This window comes from Algoriphagus lacus (assembly GCF_003583985.1).
In the GTDB taxonomy this organism is placed as follows: domain Bacteria; phylum Bacteroidota; class Bacteroidia; order Cytophagales; family Cyclobacteriaceae; genus Algoriphagus; species Algoriphagus lacus.
In genome coordinates, this window is record NZ_QXML01000006.1 from 182,777 (window position 1) to 201,421 (window position 18,645).

Genomic DNA, 18,645 nt, shown 5'->3' on the forward strand with positions numbered 1-18,645 from the left:
TGCGGTAACGCAGTTCCTTTGAATAAACCAAAAAGCAATCTATCCATCCTGGGAAAGGTTGCTTTTGGTTTTTTAATCCAATACAAACCCAAATGGAATTATACACAGTCAATACCGGGTTTTTCAAACTGGATGGTGGAGCGATGTTTGGTGTCGTACCCAAAACCCTATGGTCCCGAACCAATCCAGCCGATGAAAACAACCTCTGCAGCTGGGCGATGCGATGCCTTTTGGCAGTAGATGGAGATCGTGTGGTATTGATAGACAATGGAATAGGAGACAAACAGGATGCTAAGTTTTTCTCCCACTATTACCTAAATGGTGATGCTTCTCTGGGATTAAGTTTGAAAAATCTTGGTGTTCATCCGACGGATATTACTGATATGTTTTTGACCCATCTTCACTTTGATCATTGTGGTGGTGGCATTCGATACGGTTCGCACGGGCAGTACGAACTTACTTTTCCAAGAGCAACTTATTGGTCAAACGAAGAACATTGGGAATGGGCCACCAAACCCAACCCACGGGAAAAGGCATCATTCCTGGAGGAAAACATCCTTCCGATGCAGGATCACGGTGTGTTGAAATTTGTTGATCTGGAGAAAAAGTCTCTTTTCCCCGGATTTGAGTTTATCACAGTGGATGGTCATACAGACAAGCAGATGCTCCCAAAAATGGCTTATAAAGGACATACAGTTGTATTTATGGCGGATCTGCTTCCTTCTGTTGGTCATATACCACTTCCCTATGTGATGGGATATGATACCCGACCTTTGATTACTATGAGTGAAAAGCAGGCTTTTTTGGAAGAGGCTGCCCGTGAACAATACGTTCTTTTTTTGGAGCATGATCCAATTAACGAGTGCTGCACGGTGAAGATGACTGAAAAAGGCGTTCGACTGGACAAAACTTTCCGACTCGATGAAATCTAAATTGAAAATCGGAATCGCCCTTTCCGGAGGAGGAGTTCGGGGGATCTCTCATTTAGGAGCTTTGAAAGCATTGAATGAAGTTGGTATTTTCCCGACTAAGCTATCGGGAACTTCTGCAGGAGCCATTGCAGGAGCCATGTACTGTCAAGGTTATCGTCCGGAGGAAGTGCTCAAAATCATCGTGGAAACGAATTATTTTAAGTTTTTGCGTCCTGCGATTTCCTGGAAAGGAATTCTGAAAATTGAAAGTATCGGAGACTTATTCAAGCTTTATCTTCCTCATGATGATTTTGCTCAGCTCAAAGTTCCGCTGGCTGTAGCTGCTACTGATATCCGAAAGGGGAAAGTGGTTTATTTTGATGAAGGAGAATTGATCCGGCCCATTATGGCTTCGTCTTGTATTCCGGGAATGTTTGAGCCGATACTTATTGACAAAAAATACTTTGTGGATGGAGGAGTGCTTAATAACCTTCCCGTGGAGCCCCTCGATGGGATTTGTGATGTGGTCATTGGCATCAACTGCAACCATCTTCCTGAGGAAAGTAACATCCGAAACATGAAGAATCTGATCGAGCGTGCAGTGATCATGTCCATGAATTACAATGTCTATAGCCGAAAGGCAAAATGCGATTACTTTATTGAGGCCCATGGTCTGGGGAAATATGGAGTCTTTGATATCAAAAAGGCTTCCGCATTATTTCAGGCGGGTTATGATGAGACAATGAAAGTCATTGAAGAAAATCCATCCATGTTAGAATTAGCAAACCCAAATGCCAAACACCTAAGCGTATGATGAAGCTCCTTTCCAGATTCGTGTTTTGGATTTCAGGTTGGTCCTTGAATGCCAACTGGCCAAAAGGCGTCAAAAAGGCGGTCTTGATCGCCATTCCCCATACCTCTAATTGGGATATTCTCTATGCTCGGGCGGCATTTTTCCTGATGGATATCCCTGTAAGGTTTACCATCAAAAAAGAAGTGATGGTAGGTCCTTTAGGTTGGTTGCTCAGTGGATTGGGAGCCATTGCAATCGACCGAAAAAGAATCCCAGGGGGAAGAAAACAGACCTATACAGAGGCCATGATCAATATGCTAAACGAACGGGAAGAGCTCGTGGTAATGGTTACTCCCGAAGGAACTCGAAGTGCTGTAAAGAAATGGAAAACAGGATTTTACCACATTGCTCTTGGAGCAAACGTTCCGATTGTGGTGGGGTATCTGGATTACAAAAAGAAAGAGGCTGGAATAGGCCCATGCATCTATCCAAACGGAGACATGGACGGACAAATCGAGGAGATGAAAGCGTTTGGTAAGACCGTCACCGGTAAGCACCCTGAAAAAGGAATCATCTGAAATACGAAGGACGAGGTAAGAAATACTTAGGGCTGAAACTGGAAGAGTTTTATTCCAATTTCAGCCCTTATTTCTTTTGCGTTTTATTCCTGTTTTTTGAAATCCATGCTTACTGAATTGATGCAGTAGCGGATGCCTCCCTGATCTTTGGGGCCATCCGGGAAGCGGTGCCCCAAGTGACCGCCACATTTGCCGCAAAGGATTTCCTCCCGGATCATAAAATGGCTGTAATCCATTTGAACATCAATGGCATCCGGACGGATGGGTTCTGTAAAACTTGGCCATCCGCATCCACTGTCATATTTCTTGGAAGAATGGAAAATCTCGTTTCCGCAAGCTTTGCACTCGTAGATTCCCGTGTCTTTGTTTAGGTAATATTGACCCGTAAAGGGGCGCTCAGTTCCTTTTTTTCTAAGCACCTGATAGGAATTGGGATCCAGCAATTCTTCCCATTCTGTTTCAGGTTTTTCGATTTCGTATTGCTTTTGTTTTTTCATGGCCATCCAAGATTCAGTGATAAAACCCAATTTTCAGGCCTAAAGTTTATTCTCCCATTTTCCCCGATAGACCCAATCCGGAGCTTCAATTCCACTTTGTCTTAGCATCCTATTCAGCTGCCCGACGTGATGCTGTACATGCCTTAGGTTATATAACAGAATCTCGATTAGTGAAAAATCCATCGTTTTGGACTCGTTGATCCAGCGGCTTTGAGCCAAATCTTCTGTAAAATTGGATAAAAGGTTACCCAACTTTGTCTTGCAGGATTGGAGATAGTTCAGGATTTCAGGTTTTGGAAAGATTTCATGTGGTGGATTATCCTCAAATTCAGAATGCTGAAAAGGGGCAGGAGCAGCAAATCCAATCGGCTGTAGTGTGAGGTAATAATCCAGGAAAAACAAGGTGTGGTAAGTCAAATTGGAAAAGGCCTTTTCTTTTTCCCAAAGTGAATCCGGACAAGTTTGTACCGCATTTTCCAACATGTCGATGCTTGCTCCAAACTGATCCCGGATTGACTTTTTTAGAATTTCCAAAAGCTGATGTTCCATGTTAGTCTTCTGCCGGAACTAGGAGTAATTTTCCCTTGGACTTGTCTTTGATTTCCGCCTCATTCATCAACTGAGGGCGATATTTACCTTTTGCATATAGATTTTTTTGATCGGCATAGTGCCCGCTGAAACGGTTTCCACTGTTTCCTGTAGGCAACACGGAAACAGATCCTTCCACATCAGCAAAATCCAGAATAATCCTCATAGCAGGACCTGAGGTGACTTTGTAAACTCCCTCACCATTGAGTTTAAAGGCCAGCTTGTTTACCGCTTCTTCATTGGCTTCAACGGCATCTGTTTTTACGTTGAAGATTTTGTCCAATGGTTTTTGACTACCCAAAGGATGAGGATGCTCCACGCTCACTGCTTTTTCCCATTCCCAGTCATCCGAATCTTTTCCAAATTGTGCGTTAAGCTCATCCAATGAAATTTTCAATGCTTCGGTAATAATCTGTTCGCGCGTCTCTTTGGTATCTGTCCCTTTCGTATCCCACCAGCGATTGTCCTCATGGGTAAGGAAATGTCGGGTACTTCGTATCATCATGAATGTCTCCAAATAGGCCTTAAGACCATCTTCCCCAAGCTCATCCAGCATAGCTAGGCGGAGCGTGTGGTACAGCCATTTGTAATAAACCGTAGGGGCTTCGGAATTCAAATCGTGTACGCCGTCCCAATTTTGAACTGCATCCAAGGCATCGGAATAATCCGAGAAATCCTCCTGCTTAATGTGACTTAGGAGGAACTGACCGTTTTTGGGAGCGACTTCATTAAGTGTCTCCAGTTGAAGTTTCTGAATGGATTCCTGATCCCAATCATCACGTGAAGTGATGGTTTTGGCAATTCTGTTCCATCGCTCCCCGGGATAATAATAGCCTGGAAAAAATACCCCGTTTCGCATGGAATCCGGCTGATTGTTGGCTGAGGCTACAAACCCGATTTCAGGATTGATGCTTTGCGGGTTATCAGTGAATGGATACCAACCTTTGGGTTGGGCTGCGGGATCTGAACCATCAGCGAAGATTTTGGAATGGACTTTTTCACCCCGAATAGGGAGTTTGGCGGCGGCCCACCAGGCTATATTTCCAATGCTGTCACCGTACATGATGTTGAGTCCCGGGGCATGAATCAATCCAGCTGCATCAGCTACTTCTTGAATGGAATTGGCATGGTTCATTTTGAAAATTGCCTCCAATGCTTTGGTTGGTTCCAAAATATACACCCACCAGGAAGCCACTGGGTTGGAAGTGAGATCAGCGATTTCCTTAACCACCGGATTCATGATCGGGCCGTGGATAGTTTCCCGAATTTCAAATTCTATGGGTTCCTGTCCTTTCACCTTAATCAGTTCTTTTCTGGAACTGATCGGGAAAATGGAATCACCAACCAATATTTCATTCGGATTGGAGGGATTGAGTTTTTCTTCGAAAAAGTCCTGATCGTCATTTTCAAACATGGTCAAGCCAATGCTGTGGTGGCGCGTATGACCTACTAGACCAAACGGAACTCCCGCAAGGTGATTTCCATAAAAGCTAAAGCCGGGATATTCGATATGCGCTTCAAACCAAACCGAAGGCGATGCAAAACCAATGTGTGTGTCGTTATTGAAAAGTACTTTACCGGATTTGGTTCGGCTACCTGAGATTACCCAAGCATTGCTTCCTTCCAAAAGAGGAGCTGGAAGTTTTTCCAACAATGCGGTCAAGTTTTGGCGAATCGTAGCGGAATCTTTTTGAAGCGAATCAGGATAATTCACCGGGATTACGTGATGCTCGGATAGAGTCTGAACTGACAATGAATTCATGTAATCAGGTCCAAGTTCACGAGCCATTTTGGTCACCAAAGGATCTGTTTTCAACCCCATTGCAAACGTAAAACTCATGTATCCCACGATGGAATGCATGTCTTCAAACGTGTAGGGCCTTGGTTTTTCTCCCAAAAGGGTGTATTCCACAGGTAGTTTGCCATTTTCTATAAACTCATTAACTCCGGCGATGTACGCCTCAGCGGCTTTTTTCCAGGGAGTCTCTCCTTGAGCTAAAAATGCCGCAGAACTTTTCTTGGCATGTTTTGGAATACCCAGCGTGTGAAAAAACTGATCGACCTCCAACAGGTCTTTTCCCAAAAACTCAGCAAGTGTACCCGAACCCACTCTCCGCATCATCTCCAGTTGGAAAAGTCGCTCCTGTGCATGGATATACCCCATTGCTCGATAGGCATCAGTTTCGTTTTCGGCATAAATGTGCGGGATGCCGTACTTGTCAAAATGAACCTCCACCTGATCCCCGAGACCCTTAAGTTTCATTTCACCATCATATTGAGGACTATGTAGAAAAATGAAAATGAGTAGGCCGGCAAAAAGCAAAAGAATAAATGCTCCGAGTATGGTCAGGATTTTTTTCATCTGTTTTTAATTTATTTTTTTTGGTCAGATGGAATCTCGCATGATAAAAATCATCCTTCAAAAGGACGATAATGCCATACTCGATTTCATAATTGGAAATTTGGAGAAAAGATAATGGAAAGGGAGTAAGACCGAAGGCGGATGACCGAGAAATTCAATTTTTGCTCAACTTTTTCCTGTATGATTTTAAGCTTCCTCAATCGCTTTTAAAATCACAGCGCAAGCCTCACGGATTTGATCCTCGGTAATGATTAATGGGGGAGCGATCCGCATTGAGTCATCGCAGAACAAAAACCAATCAGTGATCACGCCCAACTCAATCGCACGATCAATGATGGGTTTGAGGACTTCAAATGATTCAAACTCCACCGCCATCATCAGGCCTTTGTTTCGGATTGCCTTGATTTTGGGATGGACAAGAAGACTTTTGAATAGATTGGCTTTGGACTCGACTTGTTCGATGAGCTGTTCTTCCTGGAGAATTTGAACCGTAGCCAAAGAGGCCGCTGCGCTTACCGGATGACCTCCGAAAGTGGTGATATGGCCCAAAAGCGGATTGTTCTTGAATACACCCATTACGGCTTTGTTGGCAATGAAAGCTCCGATTGGCATTCCTCCGCCCATTCCTTTTGCGCAAACCAGAATATCAGGAACGATGTCAAAATACTCAAATGCCCAGAATTTGCCAGTTCGTCCAAATCCAGCCTGGATTTCATCCAAAATCAGGAGTGTCCCGGTTTCATTACAACGCGTTCTCAGTGCCTGAAAATATTCCCTGCAAGCCACCCGGATTCCTGCCTCGCCCTGAATGGTTTCAATGACAACTGCGGCCGTTTCGGTTGTGATCTTTTCCAAATCTGAAAAGCTTCCGTAAAAAATATGACTGATTCCAGGGAGTAGGGGGCGATAGGCCCGCTTGAATACTTCATTCCCGCCCACGCTGAGGGAACCGTGACTTGAGCCATGATAGGCGTTGACACAGGAAATCAATTCCCGACGGTTGGTGTAGCGTTTTGCCAGTTTTAGCGCACCTTCAATTGCCTCCGAACCGCTGTTGACGAGATAGACATTATCCAAATGATCCGGAAGTGTGTCGCAAAGGGCTTTTGCCAAAAGAGTCTGTGGGGTTTGGACATACTCTCCATAGACCATTAGGTGCAAATATTTATCCAATTGACCCTGAATTGCAGCGATGACTTTGGAATGACGATGGCCTACATTACTGACTCCGATTCCGGAAATCAAGTCCATGTATCGTTCTCCATTTGGCCCATGAAGATAAATTCCCTCTGCTTTTTCCACCTCAATCAGGAGTGGAAAGTCGGTAGTTTGGGCCAAATGGGAAAGAAAAAGCTGGCGGTTATTCATGTTTTAAATTCAGGTCAAAAACTGGAGAAGCGGAAGAAAATGCCCAAAGGAAGCTTTTTACCTTGTTTTTCCTGAAGATAGAGTTCACCGTGCTCTGCATTTTTTACCTGGCCAAAGTTGGATTGGACCAAATTGGCCGCAATAATGGAGGAGAAGCTGAGGGAGTACATGTTGAGCAAAAGGAAATGATCCGATGGATCCAGAATTTCGGCACAGGTCTTCAGCATGTCGTTGATTTGCTCTTCAAGGATCCACTTTTCCCCTTCAGGACCACGGCCATAGGCAGGAGGATCCAGAATTATTCCGTGGTATTTATTTCCACGGCGTGCTTCCCGCTTAATAAATTTCATTGCATCGTCCACGATCCAACGGATTCCATCCAATCCTGAGGATTCCATGTTATGCTTGGACCAGGAGACAACTTGCTTAACAGAGTCGAGGTGGGTGACATCTGCTCCAGCAGCCCTGCAGGCCACACTGGCAGCCCCTGTGTAAGCAAAAAGGTTCAGGACTTTCGGCTTTGTGCTCGGGAAAGATTTGATTTTTCGGTAGAGGTAATCCCAATTGACCGCCTGTTCTGGGAAAAGGCCGATGTGCTTGAAGGAGGTTTGGGCAAGGTTGAGAATCATTTTTAGCCCATCCGTATTTTCATACCCGATGGACCAGTTGTGCGGCATGAGTTTGATTTGCTGCCATTGCCCTTTTTCCGGATTGTTTTTTTCTTTGGCAAAGTGTGCGTGTGCCAGTCTTCTCCATTCGGATTCAGGAAGGGTCTTGTCCCAGATTGCCTGTGGTTCCGGGCGGCTTAGTATAAACTTCCCAAACCGCTCCAGTTTTTCAAATCCTCCGGTATCGATCAGTTCATAATCATTCCAGGGACCAGGGCAGAGGGATAATATGGTTTCTTTCATTCGAGCAAAAATAAGGAATTAGCCCGGCACTGGAAGAAATCCCAGTGCTTATCCTAAAAACATCATCAAGGATTGTCAGCAATCAATATCCTAAGGATTTCAAAATCTCTTCGCTGTAAGTCCATAGGCCTGCTGAAATTTTCGGATTTCGAGCGACACTACTTGGAGTTTTGACTTTTTTCCGGACGTAGTAAGCCCCGTTAACCAATTTGTCTTTTGGAGAAATCGCCAGAAAAATGGTGGTTTGAGCACCGGCTTTGGGACTGATGAAAAACAGTTGGGTAGCCCGGATTATGGCCTTGGTGATTCCTGAAGTTTCAGATCCAAAAGCAGTCCGAACAGCTCCCGGATGAAGGGAGAAAGAGCTTATTCCTATGCTTTCAAATCTTGTTTTCAATTCATTGGTAAACAGTATATTAAAAAGTTTTGCTCTACCGTAGGCAGAGGTGGTGTTTGATGATTTTTTGAGGCTAAAATCTCTGCTTGGATCACTTGCTATCCAATGGGCCTCTGAGCTTACATTGATGATTTTGGCTTTTCCTTTTTTCAGGGCAGAAAGCAATTCCCGAGTTAGAAGGAAGTGTCCGAGATGGTTGGTGGCAAAGGTCAAATCCAACCCTTCTTCGGTTTGCTTTCCAGCAGGAAACATGCCTCCGGCATTGTTGATCAGCACATCGATGGAGTCGGTCAATTTTAGGATTTCCGCACATCCTTTCTTCACGCTTGCCATCACGCTAAGATCCATTTCCACCAAGTGGATTTTGTCTTTTTCGGGAAGTTTGGAGATCATTTTTTCAGCTTTCCCCAGATTTCGCACGGGAAGAATAACCAATTCGGTATTTGGTAAAAGAGCTTTTAGGGTTTCCCAACCGATTCCGGAGGTGCTTCCGGTCAATACTAGTGTCATGTTCATTGATTTTCATAGGTATACAAAAAACACAGCCTGTTGGTTTTCAGAGAACTGGCTTACTGAGCTTGAACTACGGAAAGTTCGCCTCATTTTTTTTGTACTTTTGAAATAGTCCTTTGAGTAAAATTGAATTATCTCACGGATTTTCAACCTCATTCCCCGTTTTTTTGACCCTTATGTCAGAGAAATTTATCGATATCGAGAAAGCCATTCATTCCAAGAATCCGAAGCTTCTGAAGTGGTTGCCTGGGTTTGTTTTGAATTATATCAAGCGAGTGACCCATGAAGACTGGCTAAATTCGGTATTGAACAAGCACTTGCAATTGAAAGGACTCGATTTTGCAGATGCATTGATTCGGGAATTTGAGATGGACGTGCAGCTTATTGGTGGAGAAAACATTCCAAAAACTGGAGGAGTAATTCTCGCTTCCAATCACCCGCTGGGGGGAATGGATGGAATCGCCTTTATGCATGCCGTAGGGAAGATCCGGCCTGATGTCCGATTTCTGGTCAATGACCTGCTGATGAGCTTCAATAATTTTGACCCCATTTTTGTACCTGTCAACAAGCATGGAAAAAATTCAAAGGATGCCAATGAACGTATAGAAGATGCTTATGCCCAAGGACATGCGGTTTTGATTTTTCCAGCGGGTTTGGTTTCCAGAAAACAGGATGGGGTAGTTAAAGATTTGGAATGGAAAAAAAGCTTCATTTCAAAGGCTAAAAAGTATCAGTTGGACGTCGTTCCATGCCATATTGAAGGCAGGAATTCTGAGTTTTTTTACAATCTTGCCAACTGGCGAAAGAAAATCGGAGTGAAAGCAAATATTGAGATGTTTTGGCTAGTCGATGAAATGTACCGTCAGCGGGGAAAAAAAGTAGAAATCAGAGTGGGAAATCCCGTTTCCTACCAATATTTTGATTCTACCAAAAGTGATGTCTACTGGGCGAATTATATGAAACAACTGGTCTATAAACTTGCAGATGCATGAAAAAGGAGGAAGCTATCATAGCACCTGTTGATCGAAGCCTTCTTTTAAAGGAACTGACCCCGGAACGTTTTCTTCGCTACTCCAATAATGGTGATAATCTCATCTATTTGGTCAATTACCATAATGCCCCCAATGTTGTTCGTGAAATTGGACGCTTAAGGGAACTTACATTTCGGGCAGCTGGGGGAGGAACCGGCTTGGAATTGGACTTGGATGATAATGATACCTGCGAAAAGTGCTATGATCAATTGATCACTTGGAGTCCTGAGGATAATGAAATTGTCGCTGGCTATCGATTGATCATGTGCAAAAATGCCATCGAACCAGACGGATCAATCAACCTTTCGACCACTCATTTATTTGATTTTTCTGAAAAATTCATCGAAGAGTACATCCCATATACCTTAGAATTAGGGAGGTCTTTTGTTCAGCCGCAGTATCAACCCAGCCTGGACAACCGCAAGGGGATTTTTAGTTTGGATAACCTTTGGGACGGATTGGGTGCCGTAGTTTTACTCAATCCGGACGTCAAATATCTATTTGGTAAAGTCACAATGTACCCGCATTTCAACCGTGAAGGAAGAGATCTTTTGCTCTTTTTTATGAATCATTATTTTCCTGATCATGAGGGACTTGTGAAGCCTAAGGAAAATTTAAAGTTAAGCTACGAAACAGATATTGCCACACAGCCCAATCCCTTTGAAGGATTGGATTATAAGGAAGGTTATAAATACCTGAATGGAAGAATCAGGGCTTTGGGAGAGAATATTCCTCCGTTGATTAATACGTACATGAACCTTTCTCCAACCATGCGGACTTTTGGTACAGCTCTCAATGATGAGTTTGGAGAGGTGGAAGAAACTGGGATCATGATTACTCTATCGGACATTTACGAAAGTAAAAAGCACCGACACATGGATACCTTTGAGCGGGATCGGCATTATGGAAGTCGTCAAAGCTGAACCCAAGAAAACGCTTATTGTCGGCGCCACTGATAATCCTTCCCGATATGCCTATATGGCTGCAAGCATGTTTGCAGAAAGAGGTATGGAGTTTATCCCAATTGGTATCAAAAAAGGTGAAGTTTTTGGAAGGGAAATTGTTGATCTACGATTAAAACCTGACTTGAAGGACATTCATACCGTTACGCTTTACATAGGCCCGGCAAATCAGGAAGAATGGATGGACTACCTGATCGGACTGAGACCAAAGCGGATCATTTTTAATCCTGGAACAGAAAATCCTGTGTTTTTCAAGAAAGCTTTAGATGCTGGAATTGAGGTTTTGCCAGCCTGTAATTTAGTAATGTTAAGTACGGGTCAGTTTTGATTTTTCTCTTTTAAGAATTTGTCCATGTAGAGGATATGAGGGAAAGAAATCAAAGAGATGATTACAAAAAACATCAAAATCAGCTCCTGACCGGTCAAGAATCTTGTCCCAACGGAAAGTAATATTCCCATACCGATCACACTGATTACTGAAAATGGCAGTAATTGAAGGCTGAATTTTCCTAAGCTATTGCAGAAGGGCAAATTTTTTAAATAGGAGTATTCCACAAGCATGCTGGGAAGGGAATGCCAAAATCCAAAGTAGACGACGAATCCCACCAATAACGGGCTGAAATACAGCGTAGGTCCCAAAACAAGTAATTCAAGTGCCTGAATGGCAGTAAACTTTGGCCCAAAAACCAATTGGCTAATCCCTGAGATAAAACCAAATCCAGCAACAAGGAGCAGTCTGGAAACAGGAGACAGTTCGAATTCCAAAATAGGCGCCAATATTTCTTGTGTTGCTTCAAGGTCACCACAGAGGATAGCGGCCAAAAAGTAACCACCGCGAAGTCCATAAACCGCCCAGGCAGTATGGTTGGGTTGATTTTGGGCTAGAAAATGAGATTGGCCAAAATGATAAGCAGACATCAAAAGAAATGCAGCTAAGGCCGGAATTGGTGCCATATACCAAAGTATGGAGTAAACGGCGATTAGAAGTAGGTAGTGGATCAAGAAACGGGTAAAGCTTCTTCGCTCCAATTGGGGATTGGTAAGAAGATGGTCAATGGCTCCATGAGGAATGCCAACTGTCAAAAGAATAACCGCAACCAAAGTCCACTCCACCATCAAGTGAATTTCCGGTTTTGAAATAAATAACAGACAGATTACCGCCCCTAGAATTTTGAAAAAGAATTCAATGCGATTCATAGCGCAGTAAGCTCTTTATGAAAATCCCAAAATTGAGTTTGGAAAGAATTTTAAGCTCTTCGGTGAATGACGTTTCTTCGCTTAGAAACTTCAGAACCTGCTCTGCCGATGAGGTTTCAAATAAGTTGAGAAAGAGGCTTTGGAGTTTGTTGGGCCATCGATGGGCGATGTTGAGTAGAATATTGTCATAGAAATCAAAGCGGGCCGATCTTGGGATTTGAAATTCCGTTGTTGCCCCAGATTCTAAATAGGGAACTAGTTTTTGACAATTTTTTTGAATGTTTTGAAAGGTGTAGCCAGTCGAAGCTTTAGTCCAACCTCCGGCCGTTCCAATTGGAATTATTCTAGGGTGAATTTTTTTTGGTTTGAGTTGAGTAGTCATCGGAATTACTCCCGATTCCCGAAAGGTGATTTCATAGTTCATTGGTCCAAATTTTTGGTTCAGGTAGGCTTCTAGTTTAGACCGTAAAGAACCTTCCGACTGGATTTCCCTAGAATATAGGGTGTATTCAATTAATGCCTCTGTTTCTGAAAAAGGAAGAAGGTAGAAGAACTCAAAGTTTTTGGACTCGGACGTAAAGTCCATCAAGACCACCTGTGAGGGATCAAATTCAGACTTCGATGTTTTAATTCGCCATCCGACGAATATTTGTTTTAAGGAACTGTCTAGTGAAGAATCCAATGGTCGAGAATCGAAAACCCTGGAAGTTTTAATCGTTTTACCACCTTTGGTTATTACCTCCACCTCAGTTTCTGAAGGGGTGAGCTTCAAAACTTCATCTTGGATAATTGTAATTGTGGAAATATCCTTGATTGTAGCTAGGATATTATTGAAAAAATCATGAGAGTTTAAATGAAAATACTTCAAAGCTCCTATAGCCTTTGGTAATGAATATGGCCCGGATTTAAGTGTAAGTGATTCCCAGAAGTGAATCGATGAAAGTGGGTGAATTGCTAGTGGCTTTTCATTCCAGTAACACCAAGTCTTGTTCGGGATTTGGATACCCAATGGATCGATGAGCAGGATTTTTGAGTTTTTGAGCGAACTATTCAAAAGATAATTCACCAAACTCAAACCGGCACATCCAGCTCCCGCAAATACAAAATCGTAGGTTTCCATAGTAAATCAGGCTGCCGGAGGTTATTCCGACAGCCTTTTTTGGATTATGCCGCTACTTTGGACTTAGTGGATTCAGCGATGGCAACTGAATAAATTACCAATCCAAATCCGATTTTGTTGATTGCATCAGCCAAGTTGTAGAATAGGTCGATTGAGCTTACCTCAAATGCACCTGACAACAAGTTTCCTGGCAATACCATGTATCCGATTGGATATATAGACCAGCCAAGGGTGATGAAGATTTTCAATAGAAACATCGCATTTCCCAGAGCAGGGCTGTTGGAACCATGAGCCAACTTGGCCACGTCACCAGCAAATACTTCATACACAATGTAGAGGTAGCCTAAAGTGGAAATGATACCCCACATGATATTGCTGTCTATCCCGGAAGTCTCTCCGATGTAACCTGTAACTAGCATGACCAAGGATGCCACAATGAGTTTGAATAAAGTACCACCTTTTGCACCGAAAGGTTTGGTCAACAAATAAAACTCCACGCACATCAATGGCACAGTCAGAGTCCAGTCAACATAGCGAAAGGCTGTTGGGCTGGAACCAGTCTGCAGGTAAAAATCACGCATGTAGTAATAATGTACTGCTGCGATACCGGTGATTAGAGCGGATACCAGAAGTGAAAGTTTCCATTTTCCATCTACTGATCCTCTTTCCACAAAGAAAAACACAGAAGATGCAAACATGGCCATGTATCCGATAAAGAAGGTAATTGCTACCGGATCGCTGTTGATGATGCGGTCTAGTCCCACTAGTTCCGCGGCTAAGGTAAAATTCATAAAGGTTGATTTTGAGTGTGATAGTTTGATTGATATTCTGCACTTATAATATTTTCAAAATAAAATTTGTTTAATCTATTCTTTCATAAATTAAACAAAACACAATCATCTGCTGAAAATCAAGTGTATGGGGTAGGATTTCCGAAATGAAAAACGAAAAAAATATTTTCAAAAATGAAAAAATCAGAATATTATTTGGGTGAAAAGGAAGATGCTCTTGCTTTTTTACTGTTCGACAGGGAGTAAAAATGAATGCGAGTACAGGCTGAAAATCGAGTTTTTTTACCTAGATTGCGTCATCTAATTTTGAAACAAAATCACCATTTTAAGCCCGTTTTGAGGCTTTTCTCCAAAATATATGAGTGAAGAAAAAGCGATTAATCCAGAAGAATATGGCGCTAGTAATATCCAGGTATTAGAAGGCCTGGAGGCAGTTCGAAAAAGACCTGCAATGTACATTGGAGACGTAGGAATAAAAGGCCTTCATCACCTCATTTGGGAAGTTGTCGACAATTCGATTGATGAGGCTTTAGCCGGGCATTGTGACACAATTAAAGTCACAATTCACGAAGACAATTCCATAACAGTGGAAGATAACGGTCGGGGTATTCCTACCGACATGCACCCGAAGGAAAAAAAATCCGCATTGGAAGTAGTGCTTACCGTACTTCACGCCGGTGGTAAATTTGATAAGGATACTTATAAGGTTTCGGGTGGTCTACACGGTGTTGGTGTATCCTGTGTGAATGCGCTTTCCACTGATTTAAAAGCCACGGTGCATCGTAATGGGGTTATTTTCGAGCAGGAATTTAAAATCGGTGTTCCCCAATATCCCGCTAGAGAAATAGGCAAAACTGACAAAAGAGGCACGATCATTCACTTTAAGCCTGATTCCTCCATATTTGCCATCACCGAGTTTAAATACGAAACCATCGCCAACCGCCTTAGAGAAATGTCCTTCCTGAATGCAGGGATTAGGATTTATCTCAAAGACTTAAGAGAACTTGAAGATGATGGAAGTCCCAAATCCGATGAGTTCTACTCAGAGGGAGGGCTGGTCGAGTTTGTGAAGTACTTGGATGAGACCCGAGAAAAAATTATCGAAGAGCCGATTTACATCGAGGCTTTAAATCAGGAAGTTCCTGTTCAGGTAGCGATGAATTACAATAGTTCCTATGCCGAGAATGTTGTTTCGTACGTCAATACCATCAATACTTATGAGGGTGGATCACATGTTACGGGATTCAGGAGAGCATTGACCCGTACGCTGAAATCCTACGCCGATAAGTCAGGCATGTTGGAAAAGCTAAAGATTGAAGTTTCCGGCGATGACTTCCGAGAGGGTTTAACTGCGGTAATTTCCGTGAAGGTAGCCGAGCCTCAATTTGAAGGTCAGACCAAGACCAAACTTGGAAACTCTGATGTAGTGGGAGCAGTAGATTCTGCGGTATCTGAGGTACTTCAGATTTGGCTGGAGGAGCATCCAAGAGAAGCAAAAATCATTGTCGGAAAAGTAATTCTTGCCGCTCAAGCCCGTCATGCAGCCCGAAAGGCCCGTGAAATGGTGCAGCGGAAAAATGTGCTTGGAGGCGGAGGTCTTCCGGGTAAGCTTGCCGATTGTGCCAATTCAGATCCAACCGTATGTGAATTGTACCTTGTCGAAGGAGACTCAGCGGGTGGTTCCGCCAAGCAAGGTCGGGACCGCGATTTTCAGGCGATCTTGCCACTAAAAGGTAAAATCCTGAACGTGGAAAAAGCCCACGAGCACAAGATCTACGACAACGAGGAAATCAAAAACATCCTAACGGCTCTTGGAGTGAAATTTGGGACTGCACAGGACGACAAAGAACTGGACATGTCAGGTCTTCGCTATCATAAAATTATTATTATGACGGATGCTGATATTGACGGTTCGCACATCCGGACCCTTATTTTGACGTTGTTTTTCCGATACATGAGACCTTTGATCGAAAGAGGATACGTGTATATCGCATTGCCGCCACTTTACCTTTTGAAAAGGGGAAAAGACGAGCGTTATTGCTGGACTGAAGAAGAACGAAAGCTTCTTACTGCAGAAATGGCAAAAGATGGTCGTGAGGACAGCGTAGGAGTACAGCGATATAAAGGTTTGGGTGAAATGAACCCTGAGCAACTTTGGACAACCACGATGGATCCCAATGTGAGAACGATCAAACAGGTGAATATAGATTCGGCCGCAGAGGCAGATCACCTGTTTAGCATGTTGATGGGAGATGAGGTGGCTCCTAGAAGAGATTTTATAGAGCGAAACGCGAAGTACGCGAAGATCGATACCTGATAAAAGGGGGCTTTTCAGGCCCCTTTTTTTGAGTTTAAGTATAATCACCCAAATTGATTGGTCAGAGTTTTAATTTGCTTTTTACCTGAAAATTGAACGTTATGAAATTGGCAGTTGGAGATAAATATGAATCCATAATCCAAAAAAGTGATCTCGTCAGCCGGGATTTGAGTTGGGTTAAATTCAACGAGCGTGTGCTGGATCAGTCCAAAAAAGCACACCGGACGATTTTCGAAAAATTGAAATTTTTGGCAATCACTGCTTCCAATTTGGATGAATTTTTCATGATCAGGGTGGGCTCATTGTATAATTACCTGGATTATGACAAAGAGCGGGTTGATTACTCAGGTTTGAGAGAAGAGCCTTTCAAGGAAAAACTGATGAAAGACTGTCAGCGATTCCATTTGGATCAACACGAGCATTTTACTCAAGTGATTTTACCTGAATTGCACCAAGAGGGAATTTCCTTGGTCAATGTTTCAAAATTGACTGTTGAAGAGCAGGAGAAAGTACGTCAATATTTTCTCAAAGCCATCTATCCCATGCTGACTCCTATGGTTTATGATGGGTATAGAACTTTTCCGATATTGATGAATAAGTTACTCGTTTTTGGAGTGGTAACGACAAGTCCGGGTGAGCGAAAGGATATGCGCAAAATGAGTTTTGTGCAAATACCAGCCAATATTCCACGATTTTTTGAAATTGAACGGGATAATTCATTGACATTGATTCCAATCGAAGAAGTGATCCGTGAGAACCTGATTTCGCTATTCAGAAATGTTGAAATTGAATCAGTTAGCCTTTTTCGAATTACCCGAAACGGTGATTTCAGTTTGGAGGAAAATGAAGACATGGACGCAAACTTCCTTGAAGAAGTGAAGCGTAAGCTCATGGAGCGGAAGACAGGTAGAGTGGTTAGGATTGAAATAGAAGAAGGGTATTCCAAGTGGATGCTGAACTCGCTTCTGGAACGTTGGAACCTAAAACCGGATTCCGTTTACCTTGTCAAACGGGCCAGTATGATTGATTTCACGGGCCTTTGGCAAATTGTTGGAAATAAAAGATTCCGGGAAAGGCTACCCCAGATACCGGAACCTGTGAAGCCGCTTTCCTATCCCGAAGAAGGAAGGGCGGATATTTTTGATATTCTGAAGGAAAAAGACATCCTCCTTCATCACCCTTATAATAACATCGATTCGATTCTTGACCTTATTGAAAAGGCTGCAGAAGATCCGGATGTAATGGCCATCAAAATGACGATTTATCGTTTGGCCAAGGAAAGCAGGATCACCAGAGCTTTGCTTAGAGCTGCCGAAAACGGGAAGCACGTTTCTGTCCTTTTTGAGGTGAAAGCCCGATTTGATGAAGAGAACAATATCCGGGAGGCGAAAAAACTTCAGAAAGCAGGTTGTTTTGTGATTTATGGAATTTCTAACCTTAAGACACATACCAAACTGCTTTTGATTGTGAAAAAGGATGATTCCGAAATTACCCGTTATGTTCATTTGGGCTCGGGTAATTATAATGAGGATACCGCGAGACTTTATACAGACATCGGATTGCTGACTACCAATGAGACATTGGCAAATGATGTTTCCGAGTTTTTCAATGTAATCACGGGACACTCTGTGCCAAGCACTTATCGAAATTTGATCACAGCTCCTCGGGATATGCGTAATCAGTTGATTGAGTTTATCGAGCAGGAAGCTCAAAATGCCCGAAATGGTCTCCCAGCAGGAATTTTCATCAAAGTAAATTCCCTGGAAGATTCAGAAATCATCTATTCGCTTTACCGTGCCTCTCAGTCTGGGGTTACGATCAAATTGATTGTTCGAGGTATTTGTTGTCTAAGACCTGGAAGACCAGGTTTGAGTGAGAACATCGAAGTGGTTTCATTGGTGGGAGATTTCCTTGAGCATAGCAGAATCTACCATTTCCATAATAATGGTGAAACCCGCACCTACTCGGGAAGTGCCGATATGATGGTGAGAAGTTTTGATAAAAGACTTGAATCATTATTCAAGGTTGAATCAACCTTGCTTGAGCGACAATTGATGAACATTATCGCCTTCAATCTGAAGGATAACGTGAATGCCTATGTGATGCAGGAAGATGGAACCTACCTTGCAAAACACCCTAAAGAAGGAGAGGAGGAGTTCAATGTTCACAAGGCTTTTTTCCATGTTGAGGCCGATGAGGTTATGAAAGTGAAATTGGTTGAATAATCGAAGCCCCAAACCAGGGGCTTTTTCATTTTGTAAATTATCTTCAAGTGAATCCTGACAATTGTCACTATTGAATGAATATTG

At 42.9% G+C, this 18,645-nt stretch carries 17 protein-coding genes; 8 read left to right on the forward strand and 9 right to left on the reverse strand.

The genetic code is table 11. The annotated features are described in order from the left end of the window. Window positions 1–92: 92 nt before the first annotated feature. Genes D0X99_RS13170 through D0X99_RS13180 form a run of 3 tightly spaced genes read left to right on the forward strand, consistent with a single transcriptional unit; the run spans window position 93 to window position 2,282 of the window. On the forward strand, window positions 93–932 hold the full coding sequence (locus tag D0X99_RS13170; RefSeq protein ID WP_119478300.1) for an MBL fold metallo-hydrolase: 840 nt from the start codon (window positions 93–95) through the stop codon (window positions 930–932). Beyond that, a complete protein-coding gene (locus tag D0X99_RS13175) occupies window positions 922–1,725 on the forward strand; it encodes a patatin-like phospholipase family protein (protein ID WP_119478301.1) in 804 nt (267 codons plus the stop codon). Before D0X99_RS13170 ends, D0X99_RS13175 begins: the two co-directional genes overlap by 11 nt. Beyond that, on the forward strand, window positions 1,722–2,282 hold the full coding sequence (locus D0X99_RS13180) for a 1-acyl-sn-glycerol-3-phosphate acyltransferase (RefSeq protein WP_119478302.1): 561 nt from the start codon (window positions 1,722–1,724) through the stop codon (window positions 2,280–2,282). The genes D0X99_RS13175 and D0X99_RS13180 overlap by 4 nt, the downstream gene beginning before the upstream one ends. Window positions 2,283–2,365: 83 nt before the next feature. Here the strand turns inward: D0X99_RS13180 and msrB are convergent, their stop codons facing one another. The 6 genes from msrB to D0X99_RS13210 all read right to left on the reverse strand — a co-directional run bounded on the left by msrB (window position 2,366) and on the right by D0X99_RS13210 (window position 8,921). Beyond that, window positions 2,366–2,785, reverse strand: coding sequence for a peptide-methionine (R)-S-oxide reductase MsrB (gene msrB / locus D0X99_RS13185; RefSeq protein ID WP_119478303.1), 420 nt, complete (start codon window positions 2,783–2,785; stop codon window positions 2,366–2,368). A gap of 33 nt (window positions 2,786–2,818) precedes the next feature. Then, window positions 2,819–3,328, reverse strand: a complete 510-nt coding sequence (locus tag D0X99_RS13190; protein ID WP_119478304.1) for a DinB family protein — start codon at window positions 3,326–3,328, stop codon at window positions 2,819–2,821. Window position 3,329: 1 nt separating this feature from the next. Next, a complete protein-coding gene (locus D0X99_RS13195) occupies window positions 3,330–5,729 on the reverse strand; it encodes a penicillin acylase family protein (protein ID WP_119478305.1) in 2,400 nt (799 codons plus the stop codon). Window positions 5,730–5,915: 186 nt separating this feature from the next. Continuing rightward, entirely contained in the window at window positions 5,916–7,097 is a 1,182-nt protein-coding gene (locus tag D0X99_RS13200; protein ID WP_119478306.1) for an aspartate aminotransferase family protein, read from the reverse strand. A 14-nt stretch (window positions 7,098–7,111) separates the two neighbouring features. Then, window positions 7,112–8,008, reverse strand: coding sequence for a class I SAM-dependent methyltransferase (locus D0X99_RS13205; RefSeq protein WP_119478307.1), 897 nt, complete (start codon window positions 8,006–8,008; stop codon window positions 7,112–7,114). An 82-nt stretch (window positions 8,009–8,090) separates the two neighbouring features. Further along, window positions 8,091–8,921: an SDR family NAD(P)-dependent oxidoreductase gene (locus tag D0X99_RS13210; RefSeq protein WP_119478308.1), complete on the reverse strand. Its 831-nt coding sequence runs from the start codon at window positions 8,919–8,921 to the stop codon at window positions 8,091–8,093. Between the two features lie 173 nt (window positions 8,922–9,094). On the opposite strand from D0X99_RS13210, the gene D0X99_RS13215 reads away from it, so the two are divergent. The 3 genes from D0X99_RS13215 to D0X99_RS13225 are packed head-to-tail and all read left to right on the forward strand — an operon-like array spanning window position 9,095 to window position 11,239. Beyond that, entirely contained in the window at window positions 9,095–9,910 is an 816-nt protein-coding gene (locus tag D0X99_RS13215; protein WP_119478309.1) for a 1-acyl-sn-glycerol-3-phosphate acyltransferase, read from the forward strand. Next, the gene (locus D0X99_RS13220) at window positions 9,907–10,872 is read left to right on the forward strand and encodes a GNAT family N-acetyltransferase (RefSeq protein WP_119478310.1); all 966 of its coding nucleotides are present in this window, start codon (window positions 9,907–9,909) and stop codon (window positions 10,870–10,872) included. Before D0X99_RS13215 ends, D0X99_RS13220 begins: the two co-directional genes overlap by 4 nt. Then, window positions 10,853–11,239 (forward strand): CoA-binding protein, encoded by a 387-nt coding sequence (locus D0X99_RS13225; RefSeq protein ID WP_119478311.1) that lies wholly within the window; start codon window positions 10,853–10,855, stop codon window positions 11,237–11,239. The genes D0X99_RS13220 and D0X99_RS13225 overlap by 20 nt, the downstream gene beginning before the upstream one ends. On the opposite strand, the gene D0X99_RS13230 is transcribed toward D0X99_RS13225, so the two are convergent. Genes D0X99_RS13230 through D0X99_RS13240 form a run of 3 tightly spaced genes read right to left on the reverse strand, consistent with a single transcriptional unit; the run spans window position 11,230 to window position 14,019 of the window. Next, window positions 11,230–12,108 carry a Brp/Blh family beta-carotene 15,15'-dioxygenase gene (locus D0X99_RS13230; RefSeq protein WP_119478312.1) on the reverse strand — a complete coding sequence of 293 codons (879 nt, stop codon included), beginning with the start codon at window positions 12,106–12,108 and terminating at the stop codon, window positions 11,230–11,232. The two genes, D0X99_RS13225 and D0X99_RS13230, sit on opposite strands and share 10 nt — an antisense overlap. Continuing rightward, window positions 12,095–13,228, reverse strand: coding sequence for a lycopene cyclase family protein (locus tag D0X99_RS13235; RefSeq protein ID WP_119478313.1), 1,134 nt, complete (start codon window positions 13,226–13,228; stop codon window positions 12,095–12,097). Before D0X99_RS13235 ends, D0X99_RS13230 begins: the two co-directional genes overlap by 14 nt. Window positions 13,229–13,272: 44 nt before the next feature. Beyond that, window positions 13,273–14,019 (reverse strand): bacteriorhodopsin, encoded by a 747-nt coding sequence (locus tag D0X99_RS13240; RefSeq protein ID WP_119478314.1) that lies wholly within the window; start codon window positions 14,017–14,019, stop codon window positions 13,273–13,275. A 358-nt stretch (window positions 14,020–14,377) separates the two neighbouring features. Here D0X99_RS13240 and gyrB point away from each other — a divergent pair, with 358 nt between their 5' ends. Next, entirely contained in the window at window positions 14,378–16,336 is a 1,959-nt protein-coding gene (gyrB, locus tag D0X99_RS13245) for a DNA topoisomerase (ATP-hydrolyzing) subunit B (protein ID WP_119478315.1), read from the forward strand. Window positions 16,337–16,437: 101 nt separating this feature from the next. Next, window positions 16,438–18,561: a polyphosphate kinase 1 gene (gene ppk1, locus D0X99_RS13250; protein WP_119478316.1), complete on the forward strand. Its 2,124-nt coding sequence runs from the start codon at window positions 16,438–16,440 to the stop codon at window positions 18,559–18,561. The last annotated feature ends 84 nt before the right edge of the window (window positions 18,562–18,645 follow it).